This window comes from Labedaea rhizosphaerae, assembly GCF_004362825.1.
Classification (GTDB): Bacteria; Actinomycetota; Actinomycetes; order Mycobacteriales; family Pseudonocardiaceae; genus Labedaea; species Labedaea rhizosphaerae.
This window is the reverse complement of record NZ_SNXZ01000005.1, coordinates 386,120-412,817: the sequence shown is the minus strand read 5'-3', so window position 1 is coordinate 412,817 and position 26,698 is coordinate 386,120. Positions and strand designations below refer to the sequence as shown.

The 26,698-nt window shown below is 70.2% G+C and carries 20 protein-coding genes; 9 read left to right on the top strand and 11 right to left on the bottom strand.

All coding sequences use genetic code 11. From position 1 onward, the window contains the following. Positions 1–424 precede the first annotated feature (424 nt). The 3 genes from EV186_RS28540 to EV186_RS28530 are packed head-to-tail and all read left to right on the top strand — an operon-like array spanning position 425 to position 2,722. On the top strand, positions 425–1,162 hold the full coding sequence (locus EV186_RS28540; RefSeq protein WP_133852534.1) for a thioesterase II family protein: 738 nt from the start codon (positions 425–427) through the stop codon (positions 1,160–1,162). Between the two features lie 25 nt (positions 1,163–1,187). Continuing rightward, a complete protein-coding gene (locus EV186_RS28535; RefSeq protein WP_133852533.1) occupies positions 1,188–2,060 on the top strand; it encodes an SCO6745 family protein in 873 nt (290 codons plus the stop codon). Then, positions 2,057–2,722, top strand: a complete 666-nt coding sequence (locus tag EV186_RS28530) for a histidine phosphatase family protein (RefSeq protein WP_166659343.1) — start codon at positions 2,057–2,059, stop codon at positions 2,720–2,722. The genes EV186_RS28535 and EV186_RS28530 overlap by 4 nt, the downstream gene beginning before the upstream one ends. A 5-nt stretch (positions 2,723–2,727) precedes the next feature. Here the strand turns inward: EV186_RS28530 and EV186_RS28525 are convergent, their stop codons facing one another. Beyond that, positions 2,728–4,218, bottom strand: coding sequence for an acyl-CoA synthetase (locus EV186_RS28525; RefSeq protein ID WP_133852630.1), 1,491 nt, complete (start codon positions 4,216–4,218; stop codon positions 2,728–2,730). A gap of 54 nt (positions 4,219–4,272) precedes the next feature. Between EV186_RS28525 and EV186_RS28520 the strand changes: the two genes are divergently transcribed. Genes EV186_RS28520 through EV186_RS28510 form a run of 3 tightly spaced genes read left to right on the top strand, consistent with a single transcriptional unit; the run spans position 4,273 to position 6,582 of the window. After that, a complete protein-coding gene (locus EV186_RS28520) occupies positions 4,273–4,740 on the top strand; it encodes a PPOX class F420-dependent oxidoreductase (RefSeq protein WP_133852531.1) in 468 nt (155 codons plus the stop codon). Between the two features lie 40 nt (positions 4,741–4,780). Continuing rightward, positions 4,781–5,695: a bifunctional helix-turn-helix transcriptional regulator/GNAT family N-acetyltransferase gene (locus tag EV186_RS28515; protein ID WP_133852530.1), complete on the top strand. Its 915-nt coding sequence runs from the start codon at positions 4,781–4,783 to the stop codon at positions 5,693–5,695. A 35-nt stretch (positions 5,696–5,730) separates the two neighbouring features. Continuing rightward, positions 5,731–6,582, top strand: a complete 852-nt coding sequence (locus EV186_RS28510; protein ID WP_133852529.1) for a GNAT family N-acetyltransferase — start codon at positions 5,731–5,733, stop codon at positions 6,580–6,582. A 9-nt stretch (positions 6,583–6,591) separates the two neighbouring features. On the opposite strand, the gene EV186_RS28505 is transcribed toward EV186_RS28510, so the two are convergent. Next, positions 6,592–7,362, bottom strand: coding sequence for an ABC transporter permease (locus tag EV186_RS28505; RefSeq protein WP_133852528.1), 771 nt, complete (start codon positions 7,360–7,362; stop codon positions 6,592–6,594). After that, positions 7,359–8,261 carry an ATP-binding cassette domain-containing protein gene (locus tag EV186_RS28500; protein WP_133852527.1) on the bottom strand — a complete coding sequence of 301 codons (903 nt, stop codon included), beginning with the start codon at positions 8,259–8,261 and terminating at the stop codon, positions 7,359–7,361. Before EV186_RS28500 ends, EV186_RS28505 begins: the two co-directional genes overlap by 4 nt. Positions 8,262–8,394: 133 nt before the next feature. Here EV186_RS28500 and EV186_RS28495 point away from each other — a divergent pair, with 133 nt between their 5' ends. Next, a complete protein-coding gene (locus EV186_RS28495; protein WP_208115824.1) occupies positions 8,395–9,510 on the top strand; it encodes a sensor histidine kinase in 1,116 nt (371 codons plus the stop codon). Then, on the top strand, positions 9,507–10,169 hold the full coding sequence (locus tag EV186_RS28490; protein WP_133852526.1) for a response regulator: 663 nt from the start codon (positions 9,507–9,509) through the stop codon (positions 10,167–10,169). The genes EV186_RS28495 and EV186_RS28490 overlap by 4 nt, the downstream gene beginning before the upstream one ends. A 200-nt stretch (positions 10,170–10,369) precedes the next feature. On the opposite strand, the gene EV186_RS28485 is transcribed toward EV186_RS28490, so the two are convergent. From EV186_RS28485 to gltB, 6 genes are all read right to left on the bottom strand, one after another. Continuing rightward, complete coding sequence (locus EV186_RS28485) at positions 10,370–11,917, bottom strand: M4 family metallopeptidase (RefSeq protein ID WP_133852525.1); 1,548 nt, start codon at positions 11,915–11,917, stop codon at positions 10,370–10,372. A gap of 95 nt (positions 11,918–12,012) precedes the next feature. Next, positions 12,013–13,125, bottom strand: coding sequence for a chitinase (locus EV186_RS28480; protein WP_133852524.1), 1,113 nt, complete (start codon positions 13,123–13,125; stop codon positions 12,013–12,015). 124 nt (positions 13,126–13,249) lie between these two features. Beyond that, positions 13,250–14,620 (bottom strand): hypothetical protein, encoded by a 1,371-nt coding sequence (locus EV186_RS28475; protein ID WP_133852523.1) that lies wholly within the window; start codon positions 14,618–14,620, stop codon positions 13,250–13,252. A gap of 48 nt (positions 14,621–14,668) precedes the next feature. Next, complete coding sequence (locus EV186_RS28470) at positions 14,669–15,781, bottom strand: hypothetical protein (protein ID WP_133852522.1); 1,113 nt, start codon at positions 15,779–15,781, stop codon at positions 14,669–14,671. A gap of 283 nt (positions 15,782–16,064) precedes the next feature. After that, positions 16,065–17,516 carry a glutamate synthase subunit beta gene (locus EV186_RS28465; RefSeq protein WP_133852521.1) on the bottom strand — a complete coding sequence of 484 codons (1,452 nt, stop codon included), beginning with the start codon at positions 17,514–17,516 and terminating at the stop codon, positions 16,065–16,067. Next, on the bottom strand, positions 17,509–22,038 hold the full coding sequence (gene gltB, locus EV186_RS28460) for a glutamate synthase large subunit (protein ID WP_243754328.1): 4,530 nt from the start codon (positions 22,036–22,038) through the stop codon (positions 17,509–17,511). Before gltB ends, EV186_RS28465 begins: the two co-directional genes overlap by 8 nt. A 551-nt stretch (positions 22,039–22,589) precedes the next feature. Here gltB and EV186_RS28455 point away from each other — a divergent pair. Next, positions 22,590–24,941: a lamin tail domain-containing protein gene (locus EV186_RS28455; RefSeq protein WP_133852519.1), complete on the top strand. Its 2,352-nt coding sequence runs from the start codon at positions 22,590–22,592 to the stop codon at positions 24,939–24,941. A gap of 69 nt (positions 24,942–25,010) precedes the next feature. Here the strand turns inward: EV186_RS28455 and EV186_RS28450 are convergent, their stop codons facing one another. After that, a complete protein-coding gene (locus EV186_RS28450) occupies positions 25,011–26,087 on the bottom strand; it encodes a CU044_5270 family protein (RefSeq protein WP_133852518.1) in 1,077 nt (358 codons plus the stop codon). Continuing rightward, on the bottom strand, positions 26,084–26,656 hold the full coding sequence (locus tag EV186_RS28445; RefSeq protein ID WP_133852517.1) for an RNA polymerase sigma factor: 573 nt from the start codon (positions 26,654–26,656) through the stop codon (positions 26,084–26,086). The genes EV186_RS28450 and EV186_RS28445 overlap by 4 nt, the downstream gene beginning before the upstream one ends. Positions 26,657–26,698: the final 42 nt, after the last annotated feature.

Below are 26,698 nucleotides of genomic sequence, written 5' to 3'. Positions count from 1 at the left end.
GAGCGCAGGAGTGAACCACGCCTGTTTCCGTATTCATCGCCATGGCTGGCGATCCGCATCCACCTGGTAGTCCCCAGCGGGGAGCTACTGGCGAGTACGTTAGTGACGGCTGCTGGATCTGCCCAGGGTACGGCGGAAAAATGCGCCGAACGGCTGAACCGCGCGGACAGGTTTGTCACGCGCATGACAAACCCGCGAGTAGCGCTTGGCACGCCCGTCCCAAGCCCGCGAATCAGCCGATCGGAGTATTGAAGGACCTTGGTTGCCGACCGACCCTGGAATTGCCGACGCGGAAACCGCATCCACCGCATTTCGGCGGGAAATGTCCTTCATTTCCCGGGCGCGTCGCGGCCGGACGCCGATCCCGGTGGCCCGCAAATGGGCCGCGGCGCGCCCCTAATCGGTGGATAAGTAGGGTGGCGCCGTGACTTGGTTCGCCACCCGTGGTGCCGCTGCGGAGACCGCCGTCGCGCAGCTGTTCTGCCTTCCCTTCGCCGGCGGTGCGGCCGCGGCGTTCCGCCAGTGGTCGCCGGAGCTGCCCGCCTCGATCGAGCTCCTGCCGGTGCAGTTGCCCGGCCGCGAACGCCGCCTGGCCGAGGACCCCGACTTCGCCATCGCCGACCTCGCCGAGGCGATCGTCCGCCGCGCGGATCGTCCCTTCGGGATCTACGGCCACTCCATGGGCGGGCGGGTCGCGTTCGAGGTGGTGCGTGAGCTTCGTCGCACCGGCGCGCCGCTGCCGGTGCTGCTGGCCGTCGGCGGCTCGCGGGCGCCGCACCTCCCGCTGACCGGCGCGCTGTCCGGGGTGTCGGCCTTGCCGGACGACGAGATGTTCACCGCGCTGACCGAGGCGGGCGGCACGCCGGCCGAACTGCTCGAGCACCGCGAGCTGATGACCTTGTTCGCGCCGATGATCCGCGCGGATTTCCGCAGGCTGGACGAGTACGTGTTCACCGACGAGCCGCCGCTGCCGGTACCGATCATCGCGTTCCACGGCACCAGCGACGACCTGGTCGAGATCGAGGACGTCGTCGCGTGGGAGCGGCACACCAGCGCGGGGTTCACCCTGCACGAGGTGCCGGGCGGTCACTTCTTCCTGCGCGAGGGCCATCGCGCGCGGTTGCTGGAGCCGTTGGCCAAGCGGTTGCTGGAGCTGAGCTGACGGGCGGCGTGGGTATGGTTCCGGCATGGACGAGGCCGAGATCCGCGATGTCGCCCGGCGCTGCCACCGGGTGCTCGACCCACTGCACTCGCTGACGTACTTCGCACCGGAGACCGAGCAGGCGCTCACCGAGGCCGGGCTGCGCCCCGGCCGCATGGGGTACTTCGCGAGCCGGTCGGCGCCGATGGGCCGGGTCGGGCCGAACGTGGTCACCGCGACCTTCTACAACTTCAGCCCGGCGCTGGTCGCCCGGCACATCCCGCGGGCGTGGACGCTGGCGTCCATCGAGGACATCCTGGCGGCCCGGCTCGCCGCCGCGGACGCCGCGACCCGCAGGCTCCTGAGCGAGGCGGTCGACTCACCCGAGATGAAGGAGGCGGCGACGCTGGCCCGCACGGCCAGCGAGGCGTGCACGCCCGAAGGCCGCCCGCTCTACGCGGGGCACGCCGAACTGCCGTGGCCGGACGAGCCGCACCTCGTGCTGTGGCACGCGATCACGCTGCTGCGTGAGCACCGCGGCGACGGGCACATCGCGGCCCTGGTCGGGGCCGGCCTGAACGGGCTGGACGCGCTGCTCACCCACACCGCGACCGGCCGCGGCTTCCTGCCCGAGGCGGCGCAGAAGCTGCGTGGCTGGAGCGACGAGGAGTGGAACGCGGCGCTGGACCGGCTGCGTGAGCAGGAGATCCTGACCGAGGACAACGAGCTGACCGAGCGCGGCGAGGCGCTGCGGGCCCGGGTGGAGGACGCCACCAACGCCGCCGCGACCGGACCATGGCTCGCGCTCGGCGCCGAGTCCGCGGCCCGCCTGTACGAGCTCGGCCGGGCGTTCAGCAGGCAGATCACCGCCGCCGGGGCGTTCCCCGACGGCCTCTTCGCGGCGGGGAAGGCCAAGTGAGCGCCGAGGTCGAGGAGTACCCGCAGGTCCGGTTCCAGGCTCCGCCCGGGTCGGCGACCTTGTTGCTGTTCCGCCACGGCGCGTCGGCTCCGGTGCGCCCGGGCGTGCCGATCCCGGACGTCGACGGCCAGGACGACCCGAACCTCGCCCCCGAGGGCGAGGAGCAGGCCGAGCAACTCGCCGCGCGATTCGGCGGGGAGCATTTCGACGCGATCTACGTCAGCACGCTGCGGCGCACCGCGCAGACCGCGGCGCCGCTGGCGAAAGCCTGTGGCCTCACGCCCATCGTGGAACCCGATTTGCGCGAGGTGTTCCTCGGCGAGTGGGAGGGCGGGGGATTTCGCCGGCACGTAAGCGAACGGCACCCGATCGCCATCAAGATGTATGCCGAACAGCGCTGGGACGTCATTCCCGGCGCCGAGCCGGGGGAGCGGTTCGCGGCGCGGGTCCAGGGCGTGGTGTCGCGCATCGCCGACCGGCACGCCGGTGAACGCGTGGCCGTGTTCTCCCACGGCGGCGTGATCGGCGCGGCCCTGGCGTGGACGACGGGTTCGCGTCCGTTCGCGTTCTCCGTGGTGGACAACGGCTCGGTGTCGGAACTGGTGAACGCGCCGTGGGGCTGGGTCCTGCGCCGCTTCAACGACACGGCCCACCTGGACTGATCAGCTCACGGGCTGAGCTCGTCGCGCAGCACCCGCTTGAGCAGTTTCCCCGAGGCGTTGCGCGGCAGCTCGTCCACCAGGTGCACGCCCTTGGGCACCTTGAACCCGGCCAGCTTGCCCTTCACGTGCGCGATCAGCTCCTGCGGCGTCACCTCGGACTTGGCCACCACGACCGCGGTGACCGCCTCGATCCAGCGGTCGTCCGGCAGCCCGATCACCGCCGCCTCCGCCACCGCCGGGTGCGTGTAGAGGGCGTCCTCGACCTCGCGCGAGGCCACCAGCACGCCGCCGGTGTTGATCACGTCCTTGATCCGGTCCACGACGGTCAGGTAGCCCTGCTCGTCGACCTTCACCAGGTCGCCGGAGTGGAACCACCCGTCGCGGAAGGCTTCCTCGGTCTCCTCGGGCTTGTCCCAGTACCCGTCGCACAGCTGGGGCGACCGGTAGACCACCTCGCCGAGCTCACCCGGCGGCACGTCGTTGCCCGCCGAGTCCACCACGCGCAGCTCCACGAACAACACCGCGCGCCCGCACGAATCCGGCCGGTCGGCATGCTCGTCGGGACCGAGCGCGGTGGCCAGCGGGCCGATCTCGGACTGCCCGAATAGGTTGTAGAAACCCAGCTCCGGCAACGCTTCCCGCAGCCGCCCCAGCACCGGGCCCGGCATGATCGACGCCCCGTAATACGCCTTGCGCAACGACGACAGGTCGCGCGTGGCGAAGTCCGGGTGGTTCGACAACGGTACCCACACCGTCGGCGCCAGGAACATCGAGCCGATCTTGTCCGCCTCGATCCGGCGCAGGATCTCGGGCACCTCCGGCGCCACCATGATCCGCCCGGTCGCGCTCACCATCAGGTACGGCAGCATGAAGACGTGCATGCCCGCCGAGTGGTAGAGCGGCATCACGTGCAGGGGGTCGTCGTCCTCGCGCAGGTCCATGGCCACCACGCACGACACGTACTCGTGGACGAAGGCGCGGTGCGACATCATCGCGCCCTTCGGCCGTGAGGTGGTCCCCGAGGTGTACAGCAGCTGGACCAGGTCGGTGTCCACAACGGACACTCCCAGCTCCGGCACCGGACCGGAGCTCACCGACGCGACGAGCGATTCGAGGGTGATCACCGGCTCGTCGCGGTGCGCGAGCCGGTCGGTGAGCCCCTCGTCGGCGAGGATCGCGGAGCTGCCGGACTGCTCGACCAGGTAGTCCAGCTCCTCGCCGGTCAGGTTGTAGTTGATCGGCACGTGCACCAGCCCGGCCCGCGCGCAGCCGAGGAAGCCCAGCACGTAGGCGTCGGAGTTGCGCCCGTAGGCGGCGATCCGCGCGCCCTTGCCATGGCCGAGGTCGAGCAGCAGGGCGGCGGTGCGGGTCACGGCGTCGTCCAGCTCGCGGTAGGTCCACGACCGGTCACCGAAGATCAACGCCGTGCGGTCGGGCGTGCGCAGGGCGCTGCGGCGCACCACGTCGTCCACTGTGCTCGAACGTGGGTTGATCATCATCCACCTCGCTGTCGGCTGCCGGGGCCCCATTCTGCGCCTAGGGTTGGCGCCATGGCACCTTCGATCGCGACAGCCGACCGGGTCGACCGGGACCGGCTGGAGGAGTTCCTGCGCCCACGCCACCGGCTGGTCCTCGTGACCACCAGAGCGGACGGCACCCCGCAGATGTCCCCGGTGACCTGTGGCCTCGACGCCGAGGGCCGGCTGGTCGTAGCGACCTACCCGGACCGGGCCAAGGCGAACAACGCCCGCCGCAACCCGCGGGTGTCGGCGTGCGTGCTCTCCGACGAGTGGAACGGCCCGTACGTCCAGGTCGACGGGACCGCCGAGGTGCTCGACATGCCCGACGCGCTGGAACCGCTCGTCGAGTACTTCCGCTGCATCTCCGGCGAGCACCCCGACTGGGACGAGTACCGCGCGGCCATGCGCAAACAGGACAAGTCGCTGATCCGGATCACGATCGAGCGCTGGGGCCCGGTCGCCACCGGCGGGTTCCCGCCCCGGCTCGCGCCGCGCTGAATACTTGCTGACTGAGTCAGCGAATTGCTAGCCTGAGTCAGTGACCGACCAAGCCATCGCTGACGTGCGGGCGTTCAACCGCTTCTACACCAACCTGATCGGCGTGCTGGACGAAGGACTCGTGGACTCGCCGTTCTCGGTGACCGAAGCACGGGTTCTCTACGAACTCGCGCACGGTGAGCCCACGGAAGTGGCCGAACTGCGCCGCCTGCTCGAGGTCGACTCGGGTTACCTCAGCCGCATCCTGGCCCGGTTCGAGGAGTCCGGTCTCGTCCACAAGCAACCGTCCACAACGGACGCGCGCAAACGCGTGATCGCGTTGACCACCCGTGGTCGCAAGGCGTTCGCGCAGCTCGACGACAACACGGTCGACCAGATCGCCGGCCTGCTCGCCGACCTGCCGGAGGCGGAGGTCCGCAGGCTGACCGGCGCGATGACCACCATCCGCCAGGTCCTGGAGCGCACGCCCCGGCCCGAGTCCTACGTGCTGCGCCCGCTCGTGGCCGGGGACCTGGGCTGGGTGATCGCCCGGCACGGCGCCCGCTACGCCCAGGAATACGGCTGGGACCAGACGTTCGAGGCGCTGGTGGCGCGCATCCTCGCCGACTACGCCGCCGAGCCGGACCCGGCGCACCAAGCGGGCTGGATCGCCGAGGTCGACGGCGAGCCGGTCGGCTGCGTCTTCTGCACCCGCAAGGACGAACACACCGCGCAGCTGCGCCTGCTGCTGGTCGAACCGGCCGCACGCGGCATGGGCATCGGCGGCCGGCTCGTCGAGCAGTGCCTGCGCTTCGCCAAGGACGCCGGCTACCGCGAGATCATGTTGTGGACCAACGACGTCCTCGCCGACGCCCGGCGGATCTACCAGCGTGCCGGGTTCGAGCTCGAACACGAGGCACCGCACCACAGCTTCGGCAAGGACCTGGTCGAACAGGTCTGGCGCCGTCCCCTCTAGAAAACCGCGTGCCGCGGCCCGGTGCTTGGTGTGTGATGACCGGTGTGATCGAGACGCCCGGGGTCGACCAGCTCAGCGAAGTCGTGCACGTGATGCGTGAGTGGCAGCACGACGGGGCACCGGCGCAACTGCATCCCGGCGACGTGGGCTGGTTCTGCCGGTTCGGAGTGCCAGCGGCGGCCGCGGCTTTGCGGGTCTGGCGCCGTGCCGGCCGCATTCTGGCCGTCGGCCTGCTGGACGAACCTGACCTGCTGCGCCTGACCATCGCCCCCGACGCCTTGGGCGACGAGGACCTGGCCCGCGAAGTGGCCGACGGCGCGGCCGACGTGCTGGTCGGGGCCAAGGTCGCCGTCAGCGCACCGGAAGAGGCCGTGCTCCAGGACGTGCTGGCCGCGGCGGGCTGGAAGGTCGACGAGCCGTGGGTCCCCCTGCGCCGCGAGCTGACTGAACCGGTGAAGGATCCGGGCATCCGCGTCGAGGTGGTCGGTCCCGCCCAGGTGCCCGACCGGGTCGCCGTGCAGCGCGCGTCGTTCTCCGGCTCGACCTTCACCGAAGAGGCGTGGCACGCGATGGCATCGGGCGTCGCCTACGCCGACGCCCGATGCCTCGTGGCCTACGACGAGCAGGGCAACGCGGTCGCGACGGTGACCGTGTGGTCGGCCGGTCCGGACAAGCCGGGCCTGCTCGAACCCATGGGCGTGCACCAGGACCACCGCGGTCACGGATACGGCACCGCGATCAGCGTCGCCGCGGCCGCCGCCTTGCGCGACCTGGGCGCAGCCACCGCGATCGTCTGCACCCCGCGGTCCAACGCCGCCGCCGTGGCCACCTACAAGGCGGCGGGGTTCGTGGAACTCCCCGAGATCCTCGACCGCGTCCGGGCCTGAGCGCCGGGCTCACGCGTCCCGTTTGGACAGCACGACCCACCCCGCGGCGATCGACGCCACCACGTAGAACGCCATCGCTGCCGCCGCGAGCCCCGGCGACATCGCGCTGCTGCCATCACCGACGATCCCGGCCAGTTCCGGGCCCAGGTTCATCGGCGCCACCGCGAAGAGCCACGGCCCGATCGCCCCCGGCAGCAGCAACGCCACGATCGGCAGCACGAACAGCAGCATCGTCATGGTCACCAGCGCACCGGCGGTCGACCGGACGGCCGTGCCGATCCCGAGCGCCAGCACGCCGACCACGCCGATCGAGAGCCCGTTGGCCAGCACCTCCGGGATGCCGTCGGCGAACGACGCCCACGGCGCGAAGTTCGCCGCCCGCCCGTGCGCGGGGAGCCAGCTGCAGACGTACATCAACGCGGCCGCCAGTTCGCCCAGCACCAGGGTGGTCGTCCCGACCACGGCCAGCTTCGCGCCGAAGAGCACACCGCGGCGCGGCACGCTGACCAGGGTCGTCCGGATCACCCCGGTGCCGTACTCGGTGGTCACCGCCAGCACCGCGAGCGCCGCCACGGCGAGCTGGATCACCGGCAGCATCACCTGGGCCATGTCCGCGTTGCCGAACCTCGCCTGCTCGACCGCCGGCGAGCTGTCGTAGTCGGCGGTCATGGCGACGATGATCACCGTACCGAGTGCGATCGCCGCGGCGATCGCACCCAGCACCGCCCAGCTCGACCGGACCGTCCGCAGCTTCGCCAACTCCGATGCGATCACCTTCACGACGCCACCGCCCGGTACTCCACGCTGTCCTCGGTCAGTTCCAGGTAGGCGTCCTCGAGCGACGCCGTGCGCGGGGTCAGCTCGTGCACCGCGATCCCTTGGCGCAGCGCCAGTTCACCGATCGCCACGGCCGCCATGTCGCCGACCGCCAGGCCGCCGTCCTCGACCGCGACCCGGGCGCCATCGGCCCGCAGGGCCGCCGCCAGCCGCACGTCGTCGGCGCTGCGCACCACGACGTCGCGCCGGAAGCGCGCCATCAGGTCGGTCATCGGCGTCTCGACGATCAACCGGCCGCGACCGATCACCACGACCCGGTCGGCGGTCAGCGCCATCTCGCTCATCAGGTGGCTGGACACCAGCACCGTCCGGCCCTGCGCGGCCAGCGAGCGCATCAGCCCGCGGATCCACCGGATGCCCTCGGTGTCGAGCCCGTTGACCGGCTCGTCGAACAGCAGCACGCCGGGATCGCCGAGCAGTGCCGCCGCGATGCCCAGCCGCTGCTTCATGCCCAGCGAGAACCCCTTGACCCGCTTGCCCGCCACCCCGGCCAGCCCGACCTGCTCCAGCACCTCGGTCACCCGCGCCTTGCCGATGCCGTTGCTCAGGGCCAGGCAGCGCAGGTGGTGCCACGCGGTGCGCCCGCCGTGCACGGCGTTGGCGTCGAGCAGCGCGCCGACCTCGTGCATGGGCTGCGGCGAACGCGCGTACCGGCGGCCGTTCACGAGCGCGCCGCCCGCGGTGGGAGCGTCCAGGCCCAGGACCACACGCATCGTGGTCGACTTGCCCGATCCGTTCGCGCCGAGGAACCCGGTGACGTGCCCCGGGGTCACGGTGAACGACAACCCGTCGACGGCGAGCTTGTCGCCGTACCGCTTGGTCAGTTCCTGTACTTCGATCATGCCGGATACGGTCCCGCTCCAGGGCCGCCGGAACATCGGAGCACGGTCCGGACCCTGAGCCCGCCGCGTCAGACCCCGGTATGACGTCGCCGGTCGGACGCGGTCGCCGCCGTGACCGGCTACCGTCGTCGACGTGGCGGAACGTGGCACGGTGCACCTGTGGCTGGTCGACGCGGCCGCCGCCGGCGTGATCACGGTGATGCACACGATCATGGTGTTCGACCACGACTACGGCGGCCCGAAGTGGTTCGGCGTCCTGCTGGCCCTGGCCATCGGGCCGCCGATCGCGGTGCGCAGGCGGTGGCCGCTGCCGGTGTGGACGGTGGTCCTGGTCGCCTCCGCGGTCGCCACCGCGGTCCACCTGATGCTGGAGCCCTACAGCGCCTTGGCGTTCGCGTTGTACCTGGTCGCGCTGGCCACGCCGGCCAACCGGGCGGTACCGGCGCTGGCCCTGAGCCTCGCGGTGCCGCTGGTGACCTTGCCGCTGGTCGAGTCGTCCCTCACCGACGCCATCGGGCTGGTGGTCGTGGTGTGGCTGGTGCAGGGTGCGGTGTGGACGGCCGGGGTGGCGTTGCGCAAGCAGCGCGCCGGGCTCGCCCGCGAACGCGACCGCCAGGCACAGCAGGCCCTGGCCGACGAACGGCTGCGCATCGCCCGCGAGCTGCACGACATCGTGGCGCACAGCATGAGCGTCATCTCGGTGAAGGCGGCCGTGGCCAACCACGTCGCCGAGACCCACCCGGACGAAGCACGTGCGGCGCTCGCCGTGATCGAGCAGACGAGCAGGCAGGCGCTGACCGAACTGCGCACGATGCTCGGCGTCCTGCGGTCCTCTGTGGATGATGCGTCGCTGGCGCCATCGGTCGGTGGTCTCGCCGCGCTGGCCGAACAGGCGCGGCTGGCCGGGGTGCGGGTGGACCTGACCGAGTCCGGCACGCAAGCGTTGCCGGAGGGCATCATGCTCGCCGTGCACCGGATCGTGCAGGAATCGCTGACCAACGTGGTCCGCCACGCGGCCCCCGCGCACTGCACCGTGCGGGTCGACGCGGATGCCAAGCACGTCCTCGTCGAGGTCCTCGACGACGGACCCGGCACCCGGACCCTGCCGCGGCCGGGCCCGGGCACCGGTCACGGCCTGATCGGCATGCGGGAACGGGTCGCGCTGTACGACGGCACCTTCGAAGCCGGCCCCCGGCCCGGCGGTGGCTTCGCCGTGCGCGCCGCGTTGCCGTACCGGGAGGACGCGTGACGATCTCCGTGCTGGTCGCCGACGACCAGGCGTTGCTGCGCGGGAGCTTCCGCGTGCTGATCGAGTCGGCTCCCGGCCTGGTGGTGGTCGGCGAGGCGGCTGACGGCGCGCAGGCGGTGTCGGCGGTCCAGGCGCACCGCCCGGACGTGGTCCTGATGGACATCCGCATGCCCGGCGTGGACGGCATCGAGGCGACCCGGCGGATCGTCGCCGACCCGCGCACCGCGTCGACGAAGGTGTTGATCCTGACCACGTTCGACCTGGACGCCTACGTGTACGGCGCGCTGCGGGCCGGCGCGAGCGGGTTCCTGCTGAAGGACACGCCGCCCGCGCAGTTGTTGTCCGCCATCGAGTTGGTGGCGGCGGGGGAGGCGTTGCTGTCGCCGTCGGTGACCCGCAAGCTGATCGCCGAGTTCGCCCGCGGACCCGAGCCGTCGGCGCGCTCGGTGGACCTGTCCGGGGTGACCGAACGGGAACGTGAAGTGCTGACCCTGATCGCCCGTGGCCTGTCCAACACGGAGATCGCCGCCCACCTGACCGTCAGCCTGCCGACGGTGAAGACCCACATCGGGCGGTTGCTGATGAAACTCGCGGCGCGGGACCGCGCCCAGCTGGTGATCGCCGCGTACGAAAGCGGCCTGGTGACGACTCGCCGCTAGCCTGCTCGGCGGGCGAGTTGTCCACAGGCGAGCGGTTGTCCACAGATCGGGTCGGCGCCATCGTGTCCCCTGGTTTCCCGCATAGGCTTGCCGCAGGAGGGAAGTCGAACCGGGGGAGCAGGGAAATGAACAGAGTTGTTGGCGTGCAAGGGAACCAGGCCGGTGGCGGTTCGTTGGTGGAACCGCCACCGGACCGCTCGTCAGTGCACGTTCACCGCCGACCACGCCGCCGCGACCGATGCGTACTCGGGGCTGGCGGCGCCGTACAGATCGGTGGCCGCCGACAAGGTCGCCGTGCGGGCGCCGGCGTAGTTCGTCGACGACGTCATGTAGACCGTCAGCGCGCGGTACCAGATCTTCGCCGCCTTGTCGCGGCCGATGCCGGTGACCGTCGAGCCGTCGCACGCCGGGCTGTCGTAGGCCACGCCGTTGATCGTCTTCGCGCCACTGCCTTCGCTTGCCAGGTAGAAGAAGTGGTTCGCCACGCCGGACGAGTAGTGCACGTCCAGGTTCTTCACCGACGAAGACCAGCAGTCCGCCGACGCCCCGTCCTTGGACGGCTTGTCCATGTACCGCAACGCGGGCCGGTCCTTGAACGCCTTCTCACCGATCAGGTAGTCGCCCGGGTCGTTGGCGTTGGCCGCGGAGAACTCGACCATCGTGCCCATGATGTCGCTCGTCGCCTCGTTCAGGCCGCCGGACTCACCGGAGTAGGTCAGGCCGGCCGTCCGCGAGGTGACACCGTGCGACATCTCGTGGCCGGTGACGTCCAGCGACGTCAGCGGGCCGGCCTGCACGCCGTCGCCGTCGCCGTAGGTCATGCAGAAGCAGTTGTCGTCCCAGAACGCGTTCACGTAGTTCGAGCCGTAGTGCACGCGGTTGTACGAGCCCTTGCCATCGGCGCCGATTCCCTGACGGCCGAACGTGTTCAGGTAGAAGTCCCACGTCGTGTCGGTGCCGTACTGCGCGTCGACGGCCGCCGTGGCGCGGTCGGTGGTGGTGCCGTTGCCCCAGTGGTTGTCGGCGTCGGTGAACAGGGTCGCCGGCGCCCGGACGATGCAGATGATCAGGATGCAGACGTCGGTCTTGTTCTGCGCGTCGCCGGTGTAGGTGTTGCCGCGGGTCGGGTCCTTGAGCTGGTAGCTGCCGCCGGATGCCGTGGTGCGCAAGGCGACCGTGCCCGAGTACAGCGACTGGCCGTCGCCGTCGGCGGTCTCGATGCGCTGCTCGGTGCGGAGCACCTTGCCGCTGGTGGCGTCCACGTACGTGTGCAGCTCGCTCGGCGTGCCGTCGGCCTGGTAGCCGCCGGTGGTCACGTCGTAGACCAGCCGCGGCGTGCCGGAGGTGGCGTCGACCAGGAGGGCGGCCGGGCCGGCGAGCTTGCCGCGCACAGCGGACTCGGCCCTCGTGCTGGACACCGCTGCCCTGGTGTCCAAAGTGAGGGTCCTGGCGGCGGTCGCGCTGACGCTCTTCAGCGCGCCCGCGCCGGATTCGTGGACCACGAAGTCGCCGCCGAGCACCGGCAGGCCCTTGTAGGTTCGGGTGACCCGGACGTGCGTCGTGCCGTCGGCGTCGGTGACGACGTCCTTCACCGACAACGCCTGGTCGCTGCCGTAACCGGCGCGGACGAGGTCCAGCGCGTGCCGGACCTTGTCCAGCGGTGCGGCGCCCGCCGGATTGACGGCGGGCACCACCACGGCCAGCCCGGTGGCGAGCGCCACCACGGCGGCAAGTCTCGGAAGCTTCATCTGGCATCGGCCTCTCTCGCGTGCAGGGAAAAGCGAGCGAGATTCATTGAAAGCGACCGATGGCCCATCCGATTACGCCGAACGGAGCAATCTGTTCACTGTCCGAAGTAGCCGGTGAACGTATTCTGGAACTGCCAGCTGCCGAAGCGGTCCCAGTTGACCGACCAGGTCATCAGCCCGGCCAGGTCCGCGTGCGTGCCGTGGGTCGCGTAGCTGCCGCAGTTCGCGCCCTTCGTCAGGCAGTCGAGGGCTTGGGTGACCCGATCGGGCCCGAGCCAGCCGTTGCCGGCGTTCTGGCCGGCGGGCAGGCCGATCGCCACCTGGTCCGGGCGCAGCGCCGGGAACACGTGCGCTGTGTTGCCCGCGACCGGGAAACCGGCGAGCAGCATGTCGGTCATCGCGATGGGGAACTCGGCGGTGCCCATCTGGTGGTACTGGTTGTCCAGCCCCATGATCGGCCCGGAGTTGTAGTTCTGGACGGTCAGCAACGTGAGGGAGTCGCGCATCGCATAGATGACGGGGAGGTAGGCGCCTGCGCGCGGGTCTTGCGCACCCTGCGGACCTGGCCCGTAGAACTGGTAGCCGAGCTGGACGAAGAACGTCTCCGGGGCCATGGTGAGCATGAAACCGGCGCCGTAGCGGTCTTTCAGCTGCTGTAGCGCGGAGATCAGGTTGACCACGACCGGCGTCGTGGGGTGGGCGAAGTCGCTGTCGCCCGCGTCGAGCTTGAGCGACTGGTTCTCGAAGTCGATGTCGACGCCGTCGAGGCCCCAGCGGTCGATGATGGCGCTGACGCTGGTGACGAAGTTGGTCGCCTGCGCGGCGTTGGTGAGCTGCACCTCACCGTTCGCGCCGCCGATGGAGATGACGACCTTCTTGCCCTTGGCCTGCTGGGCCCGGATGCCGGCCTGGAAGTCCGCATCGGACTCGACGCCCGCGCATTCGGCCGGCTGGCACCGGGTGAAGACCACGGTGCCGTCGCCGGTGGAGTCGGCGAAGGCGAGGTCGATGACCGTCCAGGCCTGCGGCACGTCGGCGATGGGCACGTACCCGGCGCCGTTGCCGAAGCTGGCGTGCAGGTAGCCGACGAGCTGGTGGCCGGCCTGGATGGCCGGCTGAGCCGCGGCCGCCGGTGCCATCACTGCCGGTGTGATCACCGCCCCGGCCAGGGCCGCCGCCAGCGCGCGCAGAACGAGGGTGGGTGCCATGGTCGCCTCCCGAGGACGCCGTGCTCCTCGGCCAAGTGGACTGGACCAATCGGATGCCTGTCAAGGTCCAGCCCACAACCCTGCCCGAACACCCAGGCCCCGAACACCCAAGCCCCGGGTGCCGCTAGTCGACTTCGTTGGGGTCGCTGCCTTGGTAGAGGCTCACCATGGTCTGTTCCACCGCACCAGCCCAAGCCTTCTGGTCGAGCTCGGAAGCGTACTTCTCCAAGGACGCCTCGATGCGGTCCCGCCGTTCCGCATCCCAGTTCTGGCCGACCTGGCCCGGGTCGTCCTTCGGCCCGGCCGGGAACTTCGCCATGTAGACCTTCATGAAGGTCTCACGAACATCTTGCGGCGAGCCGACTGCTTCCAGTTCGCCCGCTACCGAGATGTCGTCGTTCTGATCGCGGTATACCCCGGGTGGAAGGCTGTTGAGGCTGCTGCCTTTGTACATCCGCCCTCCGAAGGTGAACCCGCTTTGCACGGCAACGCCGTGCGCTTGCTGCGAGATGATGATTCGCTTGGCGCTGAACACCTGCTGGGGGGTGAACGAGACCCCGTGTCCGGAGTAGACGCCGTACACGACCGTGGACTCGTCGATCGTGCCGACGTCGATCGTCTGGTTCGGTTCGGGCTGGCCCGGTCCCGGAACCGGATCGATCTGGGCCACTTCGACCTTCGCCGCGGGGAAGGTTTCCTTGAGGGCGTTGGCGATCCGGCCCGCCGCCACGGCGCCCCGGCTGTGGCCCTTGATGAGGATCGTCATGGGCCGCTCTTCGTTCTGCAGGGCATCGAGGATCGCGTTCGCCACCACCGTGGAAGCGTTCTCCACCAGGTTCGCGATGCTGTTCGACCCGGTGTCGGACATGCCGCCGGGGATGAAGTTGTTGGCGCCGGGGCCGCCGGGACCGGCGAAGTTCCAGTCGTGCTCCCGGTGTCCGGTGTAGTAGACCGTTTTCGCCTTGCCCGCTTCCTTCTTGGTCGCCTGCAAGTCCTTGTCCGTCATTACGCCGTTGATGTCACAATGTGTCCGCCACGAGGCGTCACCCGATCCGCCGATCGAAAGCTTGACGATCAGCGGCTGCTTCGGTGCGTTGCCGTCGCCGTCGGCCTGAGCCGTTTCCCATTCCTGCTGGAGGGTTTTCCGGCGTCCCGTGGCGACGGGCTCGGCCTCCACTTGCACGCGGACATCCTCAGGTAGGTCCGTGTACTCCGGAAGGTCGGTCTTCCCTTCCTTGCGCAGCTTCCGGGCCGTGACCACCTGGTGTGCTCTCGGGGCGTGCGGGTCACCGGTCTGTTTCGTGACTTCTCGGTAGACCGAATGCCCTGTACTGGCCGCGTACATCACCTGCTCCCCAGCGGCCGTGGCCGCGCCCTGCGCGGTGGCGACGACTGTCACCGCGGCCTCGCGCGTCGCAGTTGCCGCGGTCACCAAGGTGCTCACGACCTCTTTCGCGGCCGGCGTTTCGAGGAGGCCTTCCAATATTTTTTTCATGACTGTGACACGCTCCCTGGCGCTGGCTTGGGGTTGTTTCGCCTGGGTTCAGGCGGCGGGCGTGACGACGCTTTGGAGCTCGTCCACGAGTTCCTGCTGCAGCTGGTTGCGCAGGTTGTCCAGCTCCTCCGCCCCGAGTCCGGCGAAGAGTTCGGGCTGAGCCGCCGCTGTTGCCTCGAGCCGCTCCCGCACCAACGGCTTGATCCCTTCGGCGAGCGCCGAATCGATGTTCACCGCGGCCAGGGCGCCGTCGATGATCCCGTCGATGTCCTCCGTCACCAGCCCGTCGACCGTCGCGAGGGCCTGCTGCTGCGTTGCCTCCAGCGCGGCCGCGGCGCCGGTGACCGTGAAGCCTTGCTGCTGCAAGCCGATCACCCGCTCGGCCAGCGGCGAACCCTCCAGGCCGCCGATCTGCTGACGGGCCAACGCTTCGCCGTCCGCACCGGCCCGGGTGGCGGCGACGTTGTAGAACCAGTCGCGCCACTGCGCCCAGCCTGCTTCGCTGCCGTCCCAGGCGGACCAGTCGCCGCCCTCGGCCACCAGTTCGGCCCACACTTCGCCGGGGTCACGCTTGACCGGCGCCTGCGCCGCGGCGCGCGCGGCCGGGCCGACCGTGAAGCCCTGCTGTTCCAGGCCGGCGATCCGCTGGGGCAACGGGAAGGCATCCATCGGGCCGATCTGCTGGCGGGCCAACGCTTCGCCCTCCGCACCGGCGCGGGTCGCGGCGACGTTGTAGAACCAGTCGCGCCACTGCGCCCAGCCTGCTTCGCTGCCATCCCAGGCCGACCAGTCGCCGCCGTCGGCCACGAGCTGGGCCCACAACTCACCCGGGCTCTGCTGCTCAGCTGCGGCCGGCTCCGCCAGCGCTTCGGCGTAGGCTGCCGCCAGTTCCGCTGTGCTCTCCTGAGCCAGTTGATCGGCGATCCCGGGCCACTCGGAGCTGTATTGCGCCATTTCTTCGGTGAACACGTCCACGGCCTGACTGAACGACCCGGCCTCCGGCGAGTTCTTCAGCGCCTCGGCGAAGTCGTCCCAGGTGCGCGAACTCCCGCTCTCGTCGGCGACGTTCTCCGCAACGAACTGGAACCACGCCTCGACGTCACTGCCCAGGACATCCGGCGGGACCGCGATGAGCGCTTGGCGTGCGTAATCGTCCAACATCCGACAAGTCCCCTCTGCTGCGAGGCCGTGGCACGCACCGCACCGAATCCGGACGGCACGTCCGTAGGCTACGGTCGGACGCGGTGATCAAAACGCCGACGAGGTGCAGCTACGCGGACACCGGGTGTTGCCCCTCAGCGTTGCCCCGCAAGGCAACCAGCGGACCTCAGAAGGGCACCCGGCGACGCGGGAAGACGTAACCCGAGCACTTCTCTCGAAGCAGGAAGAGGGGAAGGCCCGGAGGTGAGCGGCGCCGTTGCCGCTCGCCCCCGGACCCGGTCCTCTAGGCGATCGGCCGGTCGGTCGGCGCGATCGGGGACGGCAGCACGGTGCGGCCGGTGAGGTACTGGTCGACCGCGGCGGCGGCGGAGCGGCCCTCGGCGATGGCCCACACGATCAACGACTGGCCCCGGCCCATGTCGCCCGCGGAGAACACGCCCTCCACGTTCGTGGCGAACGAGTCGTCGCGGGCCACGTTGCCGCGTGGGTCGAAGGTCACGCCCAGCTCGGTCAGCAGGCGACCCTTCTCCGGCCCGACGAAGCCCATGGCCAGGGTGACCAGGTCCGCGGGCAGGTCCCGCTCCGAACCGGGCACCGGCACGAAGCGGCCGCCTTCGTTGCGGACTTCGGCCACCCGCAACGACTTCACGCGGCCGGTGCCGTCGTCGACGAACTCCGTCGTCGACACCGAGTAGACGCGCTCACCGCCCTCCTCGTGGGCCGACGACACCCGGTAGATCATCGGGTGGGTCGGCCACGGGTGGGCGTCCGAACGGGCCTCGGGCGGGCGGGGCATGATCTCGAGCTGGGTCACCGACGCCGCGCCCTGGCGGTGCGCGGTGCCGACGCAGTCCGCTCCGGTGTCCCCACCGCCGATGACGACCACGTGCTTGCCCGCGGCGTCGATGGGGGAGCGCTCCAGCGTGCCGGCGGCCACGCGGTTGGCGTGCGGCAGGTACTCCATCGCCTGGTGCACGCCGTCGAGCTCGCGGCCGGGGATGGGGAGGTCGCGCCACGCGGTCGCGCCGCCGGCCAGCACCACCGCGTCGAACTCGCTGCGGAGCTGGGCCGCCGTCACGTCCTCGCCGACGACGACGCCCGTGCGGAACTCGGTGCCTTCCGCGACCATCTGGTCGATGCGCCGGTCGAGCCGGTGCTTCTCCATCTTGAACTCGGGGATGCCGTAGCGCAGCAGCCCACCCGGCTTGTCGGCACGCTCGAAGACCACGACGTCGTGCCCGGCGCGGGTCAGCTGCTGGGCCGCCGCCAGCCCCGTCGGGCCGGAGCCGACCACCGCGACCTTGTGACCCGTGCGGGTCTCCGGCGGGCGCGGGGTCACCCAGCCTTCGGCGAAGGCGCGGTCGATGATCGAGATCTCGACGCGCTTGATGGTCACCGGGTCGTTGTTGATGCCCAGGACGCACGCCGACTCGCACGGGGCCGGGCACAACGTCCCCGTGAACTCCGGGAAGTTGTTCGTCGCGTGCAGGCGCTCGGCCGCCGCTTGCCAGTCGTCACGCCAGGCCAGCGTGTTCCACTCGGGGATGAGGTTGCCGAGCGGGCAACCCTGGTGGCAGAACGGGATCCCGCAGTCCATGCAGCGCCCGGCCTGCTTCTCGATCTTGCCGGCCTCGAACTCCTCGTAGATCTCGCGCCAGTCCTTGATCCGCAGGAACACCGGACGAGTCCGGGGGACTTCTCGGGTCGTGCTAAGGAAACCCTTGGGGTCAGCCATGAGCGGCCTCCATGATCGCCTGCGCCACGTCCCGGCCGTCGCGCTCGGCGGCGGCCTGCGCGGCCAGGACACGCTTGTAGTCCTTGGGCATGACCTTGCCGAACCGCTCGACGGCGAGGTCCCAGTCGGCGAGCAGCGCGTGCGCCACCGCCGAGTCGGTCTCGGCCGCGTGCCGGGCGACCACTTCTTCGAGGAAGGCCCGGTCGTCGTCGTCGAGCGGGTCGAGGTCCACCATCTCCGGGTTGACCCGGTGGCCCGGCAGGTCGAGCACGTAGGCGATGCCACCCGACATGCCCGCCGCGAAGTTGCGGCCGATCGAACCGAGCACGACCACGCGACCGCCGGTCATGTATTCGCAGCCGTGGTCGCCGACGCCCTCGACGACGGCGAGCGCACCCGAGTTCCGCACGCAGAACCGCTCACCCACGCGGCCGCGCAGGAAGATCTCGCCGCTCGTGGCGCCGTACCCGATCACGTTGCCCGCGATGATGTGGTCTTCGGCGGCGAACTGCACACCCTCGTGCGGGCGCACGGTGATCCGCCCGCCGGACAGCCCCTTCGCGACGTAGTCGTTGGCGTCGCCGATCAGCCGCAGGGTGATCCCGCGCGGCAGGAACGCGCCGAAGGACTGACCCGCGGTGCCGGTGAACGTCACGTCGATGGTGTCGTCGGGCAGGCCCTCGCCACCCCAGCGCCGGGTCAGCTCCGACCCGAGCATGGTGCCGACGGTCCGGTTCACGTTGCGCACCGGCAGTTCCAGCCGCACCTTGTCGCCTGTGGACAGTGCGCCCTCGGCCAGCTGGATCAGCGTGTTGTCCAGCGCCTTCTCCAGCCCGTGGTCCTGCTTGACGGTCTGGTGTCGCGCGGCGCGGGGCTCCAGCGGCGGCACGTGGAAGATCGGCTCCAGGTTCAACCCGGACGCCTTCCAGTGGTCGACGGCCTTGCGCGTGTCCAGCAGTTCGGCGTGCCCGATGGCCTCCTCGACCGATCGGAAGCCGAGCGCCGCGAGGTTCTCGCGCACTTCCTGGGCGATGAACTCGAAGAAGTTCACCACGTAGTCGGCCTTGCCGCTGAACTTCGCGCGCAGCTCGGGGTTCTGCGTCGCCACGCCGACCGGGCACGTGTCGAGGTGGCAGACACGCATCATCACGCACCCCGACACCACGAGCGGCGCGGTGGCGAAGCCGAACTCCTCGGCGCCGAGGAGCATCGCGACCATCACGTCGCGCCCGGTCTTGAGCTGTCCATCGGTCTGCACGACGATCCGGTCACGCAACTTGTTGCGCAGCAACGTCTGCTGCGTCTCGGCGAGCCCGAGCTCCCACGGCCCGCCCGCGTGCTTGATCGACGACAGCGGCGACGCGCCGGTGCCCCCGTCGTGCCCGGAGATCAGCACGACGTCGGCGTGCGCCTTGGACACCCCGGCCGCGACCGTGCCGACGCCGACCTCGCTGACCAACTTCACGTGCACGCGTGCCCGCGGGTTGGCGTTCTTCAGGTCGTGGATCAGCTGCGCCAGGTCCTCGATCGAGTAGATGTCGTGGTGCGGTGGCGGCGAGATCAGGCCGACACCCGGCGTGGAGTGCCGCGTCTTCGCGATCCACGGGTACACCTTCGGCCCGGGCAGCTGCCCGCCCTCGCCGGGCTTCGCGCCCTGCGCCATCTTGATCTGCAGGTCGTCGGCGTTGACCAGGTACTCGCTGGTGACGCCGAACCGGCCACTCGCGACCTGCTTGATGGCCGAGCGGCGTTCCGGGTCGTAGAGCCGGTCCGGGTCCTCGCCGCCCTCCCCGGTGTTGGACTTGCCGCCCAGCCGGTTCATCGCGATGGCAAGGGTTTCGTGCATCTCCTGGGAGATCGAGCCGTAGGAGATCGCCCCGGTGCCGAACCGCTTGACGATTTCCGAGACCGGTTCGACCTCCTCGATCGGCACCGGCGCCCGCACACCCCGCTTGAACTCGAAGAGCCCGCGCAGCGTCATCAGCTTCGCGGACTGGTCGTCGACGGCCTTCGTGTACTCCTTGAAGACCTCGTAGCGGCCCGACCGGGTCGAGTGCTGCAGCTTGAACACCGTGGTCGGGTTGAACAGGTGCGGCTCGCCCTCGCGCCGCCACTGGTAGTCCCCGCCCGTGGCGAGCTCGCGGTGCGTCGCGCGCACACCGTCGACCGGGAACGCCCGCCGGTGCCGCTGCGCCACTTCCTGGGCCAGCACATCGAAGCCGACGCCGCCGAGCTTGGAAGTCGTGCCGGTGAAGCAGCTGTCGACGACCTCGCGGCCCAGCCCGATCGCCTCGAAGATCTGCGCACCGGTGTAGGACGCCACCGTCGAGACGCCCATCTTGGACATGGTCTTGCGCACGCCCTTGCCCAGCGCCTTGATCAGGTTCTTGGTGGCCGAAGCCGCGTCGGTGGCGAGCTTCCCGGTCAGCGCCAGCTCCTCGACCGTCGCCATCGCCAGGTACGGGTTCACCGCGGCCGCGCCGTACCCGATGAGCAACGCGATGTGATGCACCTCGCGGGCGTCGCCGGACTCGACGATGAGACCGGCCTGCGTGCGGGTCTTCTCCCGCACGAGGTGGTGGTGCACCGCGCCGGTGAGCAGCAGCGAGGGGATCGGCGCCAGGTTCTGGTCGACGCCGCGGTCGGACAGGATGATCAGCCTGGCGCCGCCGACGATCGCGGCCGACACCTCGCGCCGGATCTCGGCCAGCCGCCTGCGCAGCGCGTCGCCGCCACCCCGCACGTCGTAGACGCCGTGCACGGTCACCGACGCGAACTCCGGGTACTGCCCGTCGTCGTTGATGTGCACCAGTTTGGCGAGCTGGTCGTTGTCCAGCACCGGGAACGGCAGCACGATCCGCCGGCACGAGCTCGCGGCGTCGGTCAGCAGGTTCGGCTCGGCGCCCAGTTGCGCTTCGAGCGAGGTGACCAGTTCCTCGCGGATCGCGTCCAGCGGCGGGTTGGTGACCTGGGCGAAGAGCTGGCTGAAGTAGTCGAAGAGGCCGCGCTGGTTGGCCGACAGCGGGGCCAGTGGCGCGTCGTTGCCCATCGAGCCGATCGGCTCCGCGCCCGTGCGGGCCATGGGCTCGAGCAGCAGGCTCAGCTCCTCCTCGGTGTAGCCGAAGGCCTGCTGCCTGCGCACCAGCGACGCCGACGAGAAGATCTCCCGCTCGCGCACCGGCAGCTCGTCCAACCGCAACAGTCCCTTGCGGACCCATTCGTCGTACGGGTGCGCGGCGGCGAGCTCGCCCTTGATCTCGTCGTCGTCGACGATCCGCCCGGCCGCGGTGTCCACCAGGAACATCCGGCCCGGCTCCAGCCGGCCCTTGCGCACGATCGACGCCGGGTCGAGGTCGAGCACGCCCACCTCGGAGGCGAGCACGACCAGGCCGTCCTCGGTGACCCAGTACCGCGCGGGGCGCAGGCCGTTGCGGTCGAGCACGGCGCCGATCTGGGTGCCGTCGGTGAACGCGACCAGCGCGGGGCCGTCCCACGGCTCCATCTGCGTGGAGTGGAACTCGTAGAACGCCCGGCGGGCCGGGTCCATCTCGTCGTGGTTCTCCCACGCCTCCGGGATCATCATCAGCACGGCGTGCGGCAGCGACCGCCCGGCCAGGTGCAGCAGCTCGAGCACCTCGTCGAAGGACGCCGAGTCGCTGGCATCGCGGGTGATGATCGGGAAGAGCCGCTCGAGGTCACCGGGGATCAGCTCGCTGTCCATCATGGACTCGCGGGCGTCCATCCAGTTCCTGTTGCCGCGTAAGGTGTTGATCTCGCCGTTGTGGGCGATGAAGCGGTACGGGTGGGCCAGTGGCCACGACGGGAACGTGTTGGTGGAGAACCGCGAGTGCACGAGGCCGATCGAGCTGGTGACCCGCTCGTCGGCGAGGTCGGGGAAGAACTTGCTCAGCTGCGGCTCGGTCAGCATCCCCTTGTAGACGATCGTGCGGGCCGACAGGCTCGGGAAGTAGACGTCAGCGGCGTGCTCCGCGCGCTTGCGCACGCAGAAAGCCAGGCGCTCCAGGGCGAGCGGATCGTCCACAGGCGACTGTGTTGGTTCTTTTGGGGGTGCGATGAACACCTGGGCGAAGTGCGGCATCGTGGACGCGGCGATCCGGCCGACGTGCCTGGTGTCCACCGGGACGTCGCGCCAGCCGAGCACGACCGCGTGCTCCTCGGCGGCGATGCGCTCGACGGCGGCGACCGCCGCGGCGCGCTGGTCCTCGTCGGTGGGCAGGAAGGCCGTGCCGACCGCGTACCCGCCGGTGGCGGGCAGGTCGAACGGGACGACCGCGCGGAAGAAGTCGTCGGGGACCTGGATGAGCAGCCCGGCGCCGTCACCGGTTTCCGGCTCGGCGCCGCGGGCCCCGCGGTGTTCCAGGTTGGCCAGCGCGGTCAGGGCCTTGCGGACGATGCCGTGGTCGCGGCGTCCCGCGAGGTCGGCGACGAACGCGACACCACAGGCGTCGTGTTCGTAGGCGGGGTCGTAGAGACCACCAATGCGGGGGTCGTGAGCGGTCACAGCCGGCGGCCCTCCCATTTCTGTTCGCGCGCAGCAGCGACACCGAATGGGAGGTGGGCACCATCCACCGGCTGCGTCGAACGCCGCGCTAGGAATGAGGGCTGTTCGAAGGAGCCCGGCGCCTTGCCTGACCACATCGGTACACCGTGGCTTTTCGGCGCCAGGGGCGAGCTTTGAACAGTCCTCACTGAACGCACGTCATCGTGCGGGTGGCCGAACACCTCGTCGTGTGGCCGGCGAGGCCGTCGCCCAGGGTGTGGTGGCCCCTGCGGTCGCCTCGCGTCGGTTCACCCCGGGTTCGCCGGGTGTCTTGTGACAGTAGTGTGAACCAGGCGTTGCCGCGCAACATCGTCAGCCGGACGTGTTCTTTCCCACGCTTTGGTTGACCTGAGCCCGTTGTCCGGGTTCGATGTGATGCCCGCCACAGCCCGACTGTGAATGCTCCATTCGGTCGCTGGTGCGCGACGGAAAATTGTTGTCCCGTCTTCTGGACGATCGGCGAACCCCCAACGCCTTCGTTTCCAGCACCCACAAAAGTCGGGAGAACACCCATGCGACGGCTCGGATGGCGTCCACGACGCGGGCTGGTGCTCGCGTCCCTCGGCGCTGCCGCCCTGGTCGGCGGCCTCGTCGTGGTGACCCAGGAGGCCGACGCGGCCTCCACCACCATCGTGGTCAGCGGCGTGTACGGCGGTGGCGGAAATGCCGGTTCACCCTATTCACGCGATTATGTCGAATTGTTCAACAAAGGTACGTCCACCGTCACCGTGACCGGATGGACCGTGCAGTACGCCTCGGCGAGCGGATCGAGCTGGTCGCGCACGACGCTCTCCGGCACGATCGCGCCGGGGCACTACTACCTGGTGGCGGAGGCGAGCGGCGGCACCAGCGGGGCCGCCTTACCCACGCCGGACGTGTCCGGCACCATCGCCATGAGCGCCACCGCGGGCAAGGTCGCCCTTGTCGCAGGCGGCACGGCGCTGACCTGCAGCACCGGCTGCGCGACCGCCTCGGGCGTGCGCGACTTCGTCGGCTACGGCAGCACGGCCAGCTCGTACGAGGGCAGCCCGACGCCGAACCTGTCGAACACCACCGCCGCGCAACGCAAGAACGGTGGCGCCACCGACACCGACAACAATGCCGGTGACTTCGCCGTGGCAGCGCCGACCCCGCGCAACTCCAGCACCGGCACCGGCGGCACCCGCATCCACGACATCCAGGGCCGCAGCCACCTCTCCCCGTTCTCGGGCCAGGCGGTCACGAACGTGCCTGGTGTGGTGACCGCGAAGACCACGACCGGGTTCTGGATGCAGGACCCGGCCCCGGATGCGGACCCGGCCACCAGTGAGGCCGTCTACGTGTTCACGTCCTCGGCGCCGAGCGTCGCCGTCGCGGACTCGGTCACCGTCTCCGCCACCGTCAGCGAGTACCGCCCGGCGAGTACGGCCACCAACCTGACCACCACCGAGCTGACCGGCCCGACGGTCACCGTGACCGCTCACAACGCGGCGCTGCCCGCGGCGACGATGGTCGGCTCCGGCGGCCGCGTGCCGCCCGCCTCGGTGATCGAGAACGACGCCACCGGCAACGTCGAGACCAGCGGCACGTTCGACCCGGCCACCGACGGCATCGACTTCTGGGAGTCGATGGAGGGCATGCGGCTGGAGATCGACAACGCCGCCGTGGTCGGCCCGACCAACTCCTACGGCGAGACGGCGGTCGTGCCGCCGGGCAGTGGCGTGCGCACCAACCGGGGCGGAATCGTCACGCAGGCAAACGACTTCAACCCGGAGCGGGTGATCGTCACCGACGACCTGACCACCGTGCCGAGCGCGAACGTCGGCGACAGCTACACCAAGGTCCTCGGCGTGCTCGACTACAGCTTCGGCAACTTCGAGCTGAAGGCCACCGCGTCGCCGTCGAAGACCGCGGGCAACCTGCAGCCGGAGAGCACCGCGACGCCCACCGCGGGCCAGTTGGCCGTGGCGACGTTCAACGTGGAGAACCTGGCGCCGACCGACGCACAGGCCAAGTTCGACAAGCTGGCGAGCATCCTCGTGGGCAACCTGAAGTCGCCGGATCTTGTTGCCCTGGAAGAGATCCAGGACAACAGCGGCGCGACCGACAACGGGGTGGTCGCCGCCGACCAGACGCTGACCAAGCTGGTGTCGGCGATCAGCGCGGCGGGCGGACCGGCCTACACCTGGCGCGAGATCGACCCGGTCAACGACGCCGACGGCGGCCAGCCGGGCGGCAATATCCGCTCGGTGCTGCTCTTCCGCACCGACCGCGGGCTGGCCTTCGTCGACCGTCCGGGCGGCACGTCCACGACGGCCGACTCGGTGGTCAACACGGGCGGCGTGCCGTCGCTGAAGTACTCACCGGGCCGGATCGACCCGGCGAACTCGGCGTGGAACGCCAGCCGCAAGCCGCTGGCCGGCGAGTTCACCTGGCAGGGCAAGAAGGTCTTCGTCATCGCCAACCACTTCAACTCCAAGGGCGGCGACGACCCGGTGTTCGGCGTGGACCAGCCGCCGGTGGCGTCCTCGGAGACCCAACGGCACAGCCAGGCGACGCTCGTGCGCGGGTTCGTCGACGGCATCCGGGCGGTCGACCCGAACGCCGCCGTGGTCGTGCTCGGTGACCTCAACGACTACGACTTCTCGCAGACGGCGTCCATCCTCACCTCGGGTGGTGCGTTGACCGACCTGCCGGCCACGTTGCCGATCGCGGAGCGGTACACCTACGTCTACGAGGGCAACTCGCAGGTGCTCGACCACATCCTGCTGTCGCCCGCGCTCGCGGCGAAGGCGTACGCCTACGACGTGGTGCACGTCAACAGCGAGTTCGCCACGCAGGCGAGTGATCACGAACCGCAGGTGGTGCGCATCCCGCTGCCGTGACACCGACGCCCTGGTGCCCGGCTCTTAGCGAGCCGGGCACCAGGGCTTGCGGTGGCCCACTGCGGCGGTTCAGTGCCCGGGCACCTGGCCGACCTTGTCGACCACACCGGTCACCATCGAGCTGGAATCGTGCACCGTGCCCTTCGGCATGCCCAGCGTGCCGTCGTCCACCTCGCGGAAGCCGATGTACTGGCCGGTGGCCGGGTCGATCACGATGTCGGTGCGGTAGCCCGCGGTGTCCGCGCCGAACGCGACACCGCGATGCCCGTCCAGGTTGGCGACGTTGTCGGTGATCTCGATGCCCGGCACCATCGCCAGCGCCCGGTAGATGGCGGCACGGAGATCACCGGGCACCAGCCCGCTGCGCAGCCACGTGATGGTGCGCGACAGCGCTGGTCCAGCGTTGGTGCCGAGGTACTTGTCCGTGAGCAGCTTGTGCGGGTCACGCGGAATCGTGGCGATCATCGCCGAGGTGAGCTGCTTGTCGTCGAACGGGCGACCGCACGGGTTCGAGTCCTTGTCGGGGCTGAAGAAGTCGCCGCAGCGCCCGATCAGCCTGCCGTGCGGGTAGTGCGACGTCATCGCCGCCTTGTCCTGGGGGGTCGCGCCATCGTCCACGAGCACCTCGAACGGACCGACCTGGCGCATGTCCTTGGTCCAGGTGCCGGACTGGTCGTAGGGCACCCACGTGGTCTCCACGTCGTGCTCGCGCCACGCGAAGACGGTCTTCGGCCCGTTCAAGCCCATGCCGACCGCCGAGATGTGCTCCGACACGTAGCGGTATTGGCCCGGGTGAATCGGCTCGTCCTTCTGGTGGATCGCTTGGTCGGCGGCCTGGTTGAGCACGAAGGCCGCGTTCACCGGTGCCGGGCCGCTGGGCGTGGGTCCGCTGGGCGTGGGTCCGCTGGGCGTGGGTCCGCTGGGCGTGGGCGCGCCGACGAGCGCGACCACGGCAGCCGCCGCGGCGGCGACGCCGACCGTCGTCCAGCTGGCCACGCGCACCTTGCGGTGCTTGCGCTTGTGCTCGAGGGCGGGCGGCTCGTGCGCGATCGTGGCCATCAGGCGCTCGCGTGCGGTGGCGAGCCGCGGCGTGCCCGCGCGCGGTTCGTCCGCGTTGACCTCGCCGATCATGTCCAGTTCGTTCATCGGATCTCCTCCATGTCGGCCGCGGCGAGGGCGTCGCGGACCTGCTTGCGGGCGCGGTGCAGCCGGGACCGGACGGTGCCGACCGGCAGGTCGAGCGCGGCCGCGACCTCGTCGTAGGTCAGCTGCTCCCACGCCACGAGCAGCAGCACGTCGAGGTCACCGGCGCAGAGCCCGCGCAACGCCCGGCCGACCGGCCCACGCAGGTAAGCGGCGGCCGCGGCGTTGACAGCTCGTTCGTCCGGGCTCTCTGCGGGCAGCTCCGGCAGGCTTCGCGCGTGCAGCCGGTCGCGCCGCTCGGTGTCACGCCAGTGCTGGCTCAGCAGCCGGGTCGCGATGCCGTAGAGCCACGGCCGCGCGCTGCGGTGCGTCGTGTCGAAGTCCGCGCGGCGGCGGAACGCGATCACGAACGTCTCCGCGACGAGGTCGTCCGCGCGCTCGGCGCCGGTGCGGCGTGCGAGGTAGTGGTGCACGTCGGCGGCATGCCGGTCGAAGATCGCCGCGAACGCCTCCGGTGCCGCGCGCGACCGGTTGATCACCGCGGCGTCGTCCTCTTCGGTGCTGTCCGTCATCGATACCCCTCGTCGGCGCTGCCCTTACCCCACTCTTGGCCG

Bases quoted from the DNA above. Each gene is read 5' to 3' on its own strand.
- EV186_RS28525 (WP_133852630.1), bottom strand. From the start codon at position 4,218: ATGATCAACCCACGTTCGAGCACAGTGGACGACGTGGTGCGCCGCAGC.
- EV186_RS28510 (WP_133852529.1), top strand. From the start codon at position 5,731: ATGACCGGTGTGATCGAGACGCCCGGGGTCGACCAGCTCAGCGAAGTC.
- EV186_RS28535 (WP_133852533.1), top strand. From the start codon at position 1,188: ATGGACGAGGCCGAGATCCGCGATGTCGCCCGGCGCTGCCACCGGGTG.
- EV186_RS28465 (WP_133852521.1), bottom strand. From the start codon at position 17,516: ATGGCTGACCCCAAGGGTTTCCTTAGCACGACCCGAGAAGTCCCCCGG.
- EV186_RS28450 (WP_133852518.1), bottom strand. From the start codon at position 26,087: ATGAACGAACTGGACATGATCGGCGAGGTCAACGCGGACGAACCGCGC.
- EV186_RS28445 (WP_133852517.1), bottom strand. From the start codon at position 26,656: ATGACGGACAGCACCGAAGAGGACGACGCCGCGGTGATCAACCGGTCG.
- EV186_RS28480 (WP_133852524.1), bottom strand. From the start codon at position 13,125: ATGGCACCCACCCTCGTTCTGCGCGCGCTGGCGGCGGCCCTGGCCGGG.
- EV186_RS28520 (WP_133852531.1), top strand. From the start codon at position 4,273: ATGGCACCTTCGATCGCGACAGCCGACCGGGTCGACCGGGACCGGCTG.
- EV186_RS28455 (WP_133852519.1), top strand. From the start codon at position 22,590: ATGCGACGGCTCGGATGGCGTCCACGACGCGGGCTGGTGCTCGCGTCC.
- EV186_RS28470 (WP_133852522.1), bottom strand. From the start codon at position 15,781: ATGTTGGACGATTACGCACGCCAAGCGCTCATCGCGGTCCCGCCGGAT.
- EV186_RS28500 (WP_133852527.1), bottom strand. From the start codon at position 8,261: ATGATCGAAGTACAGGAACTGACCAAGCGGTACGGCGACAAGCTCGCC.
- EV186_RS28475 (WP_133852523.1), bottom strand. From the start codon at position 14,620: ATGAAAAAAATATTGGAAGGCCTCCTCGAAACGCCGGCCGCGAAAGAG.
- EV186_RS28485 (WP_133852525.1), bottom strand. From the start codon at position 11,917: ATGAAGCTTCCGAGACTTGCCGCCGTGGTGGCGCTCGCCACCGGGCTG.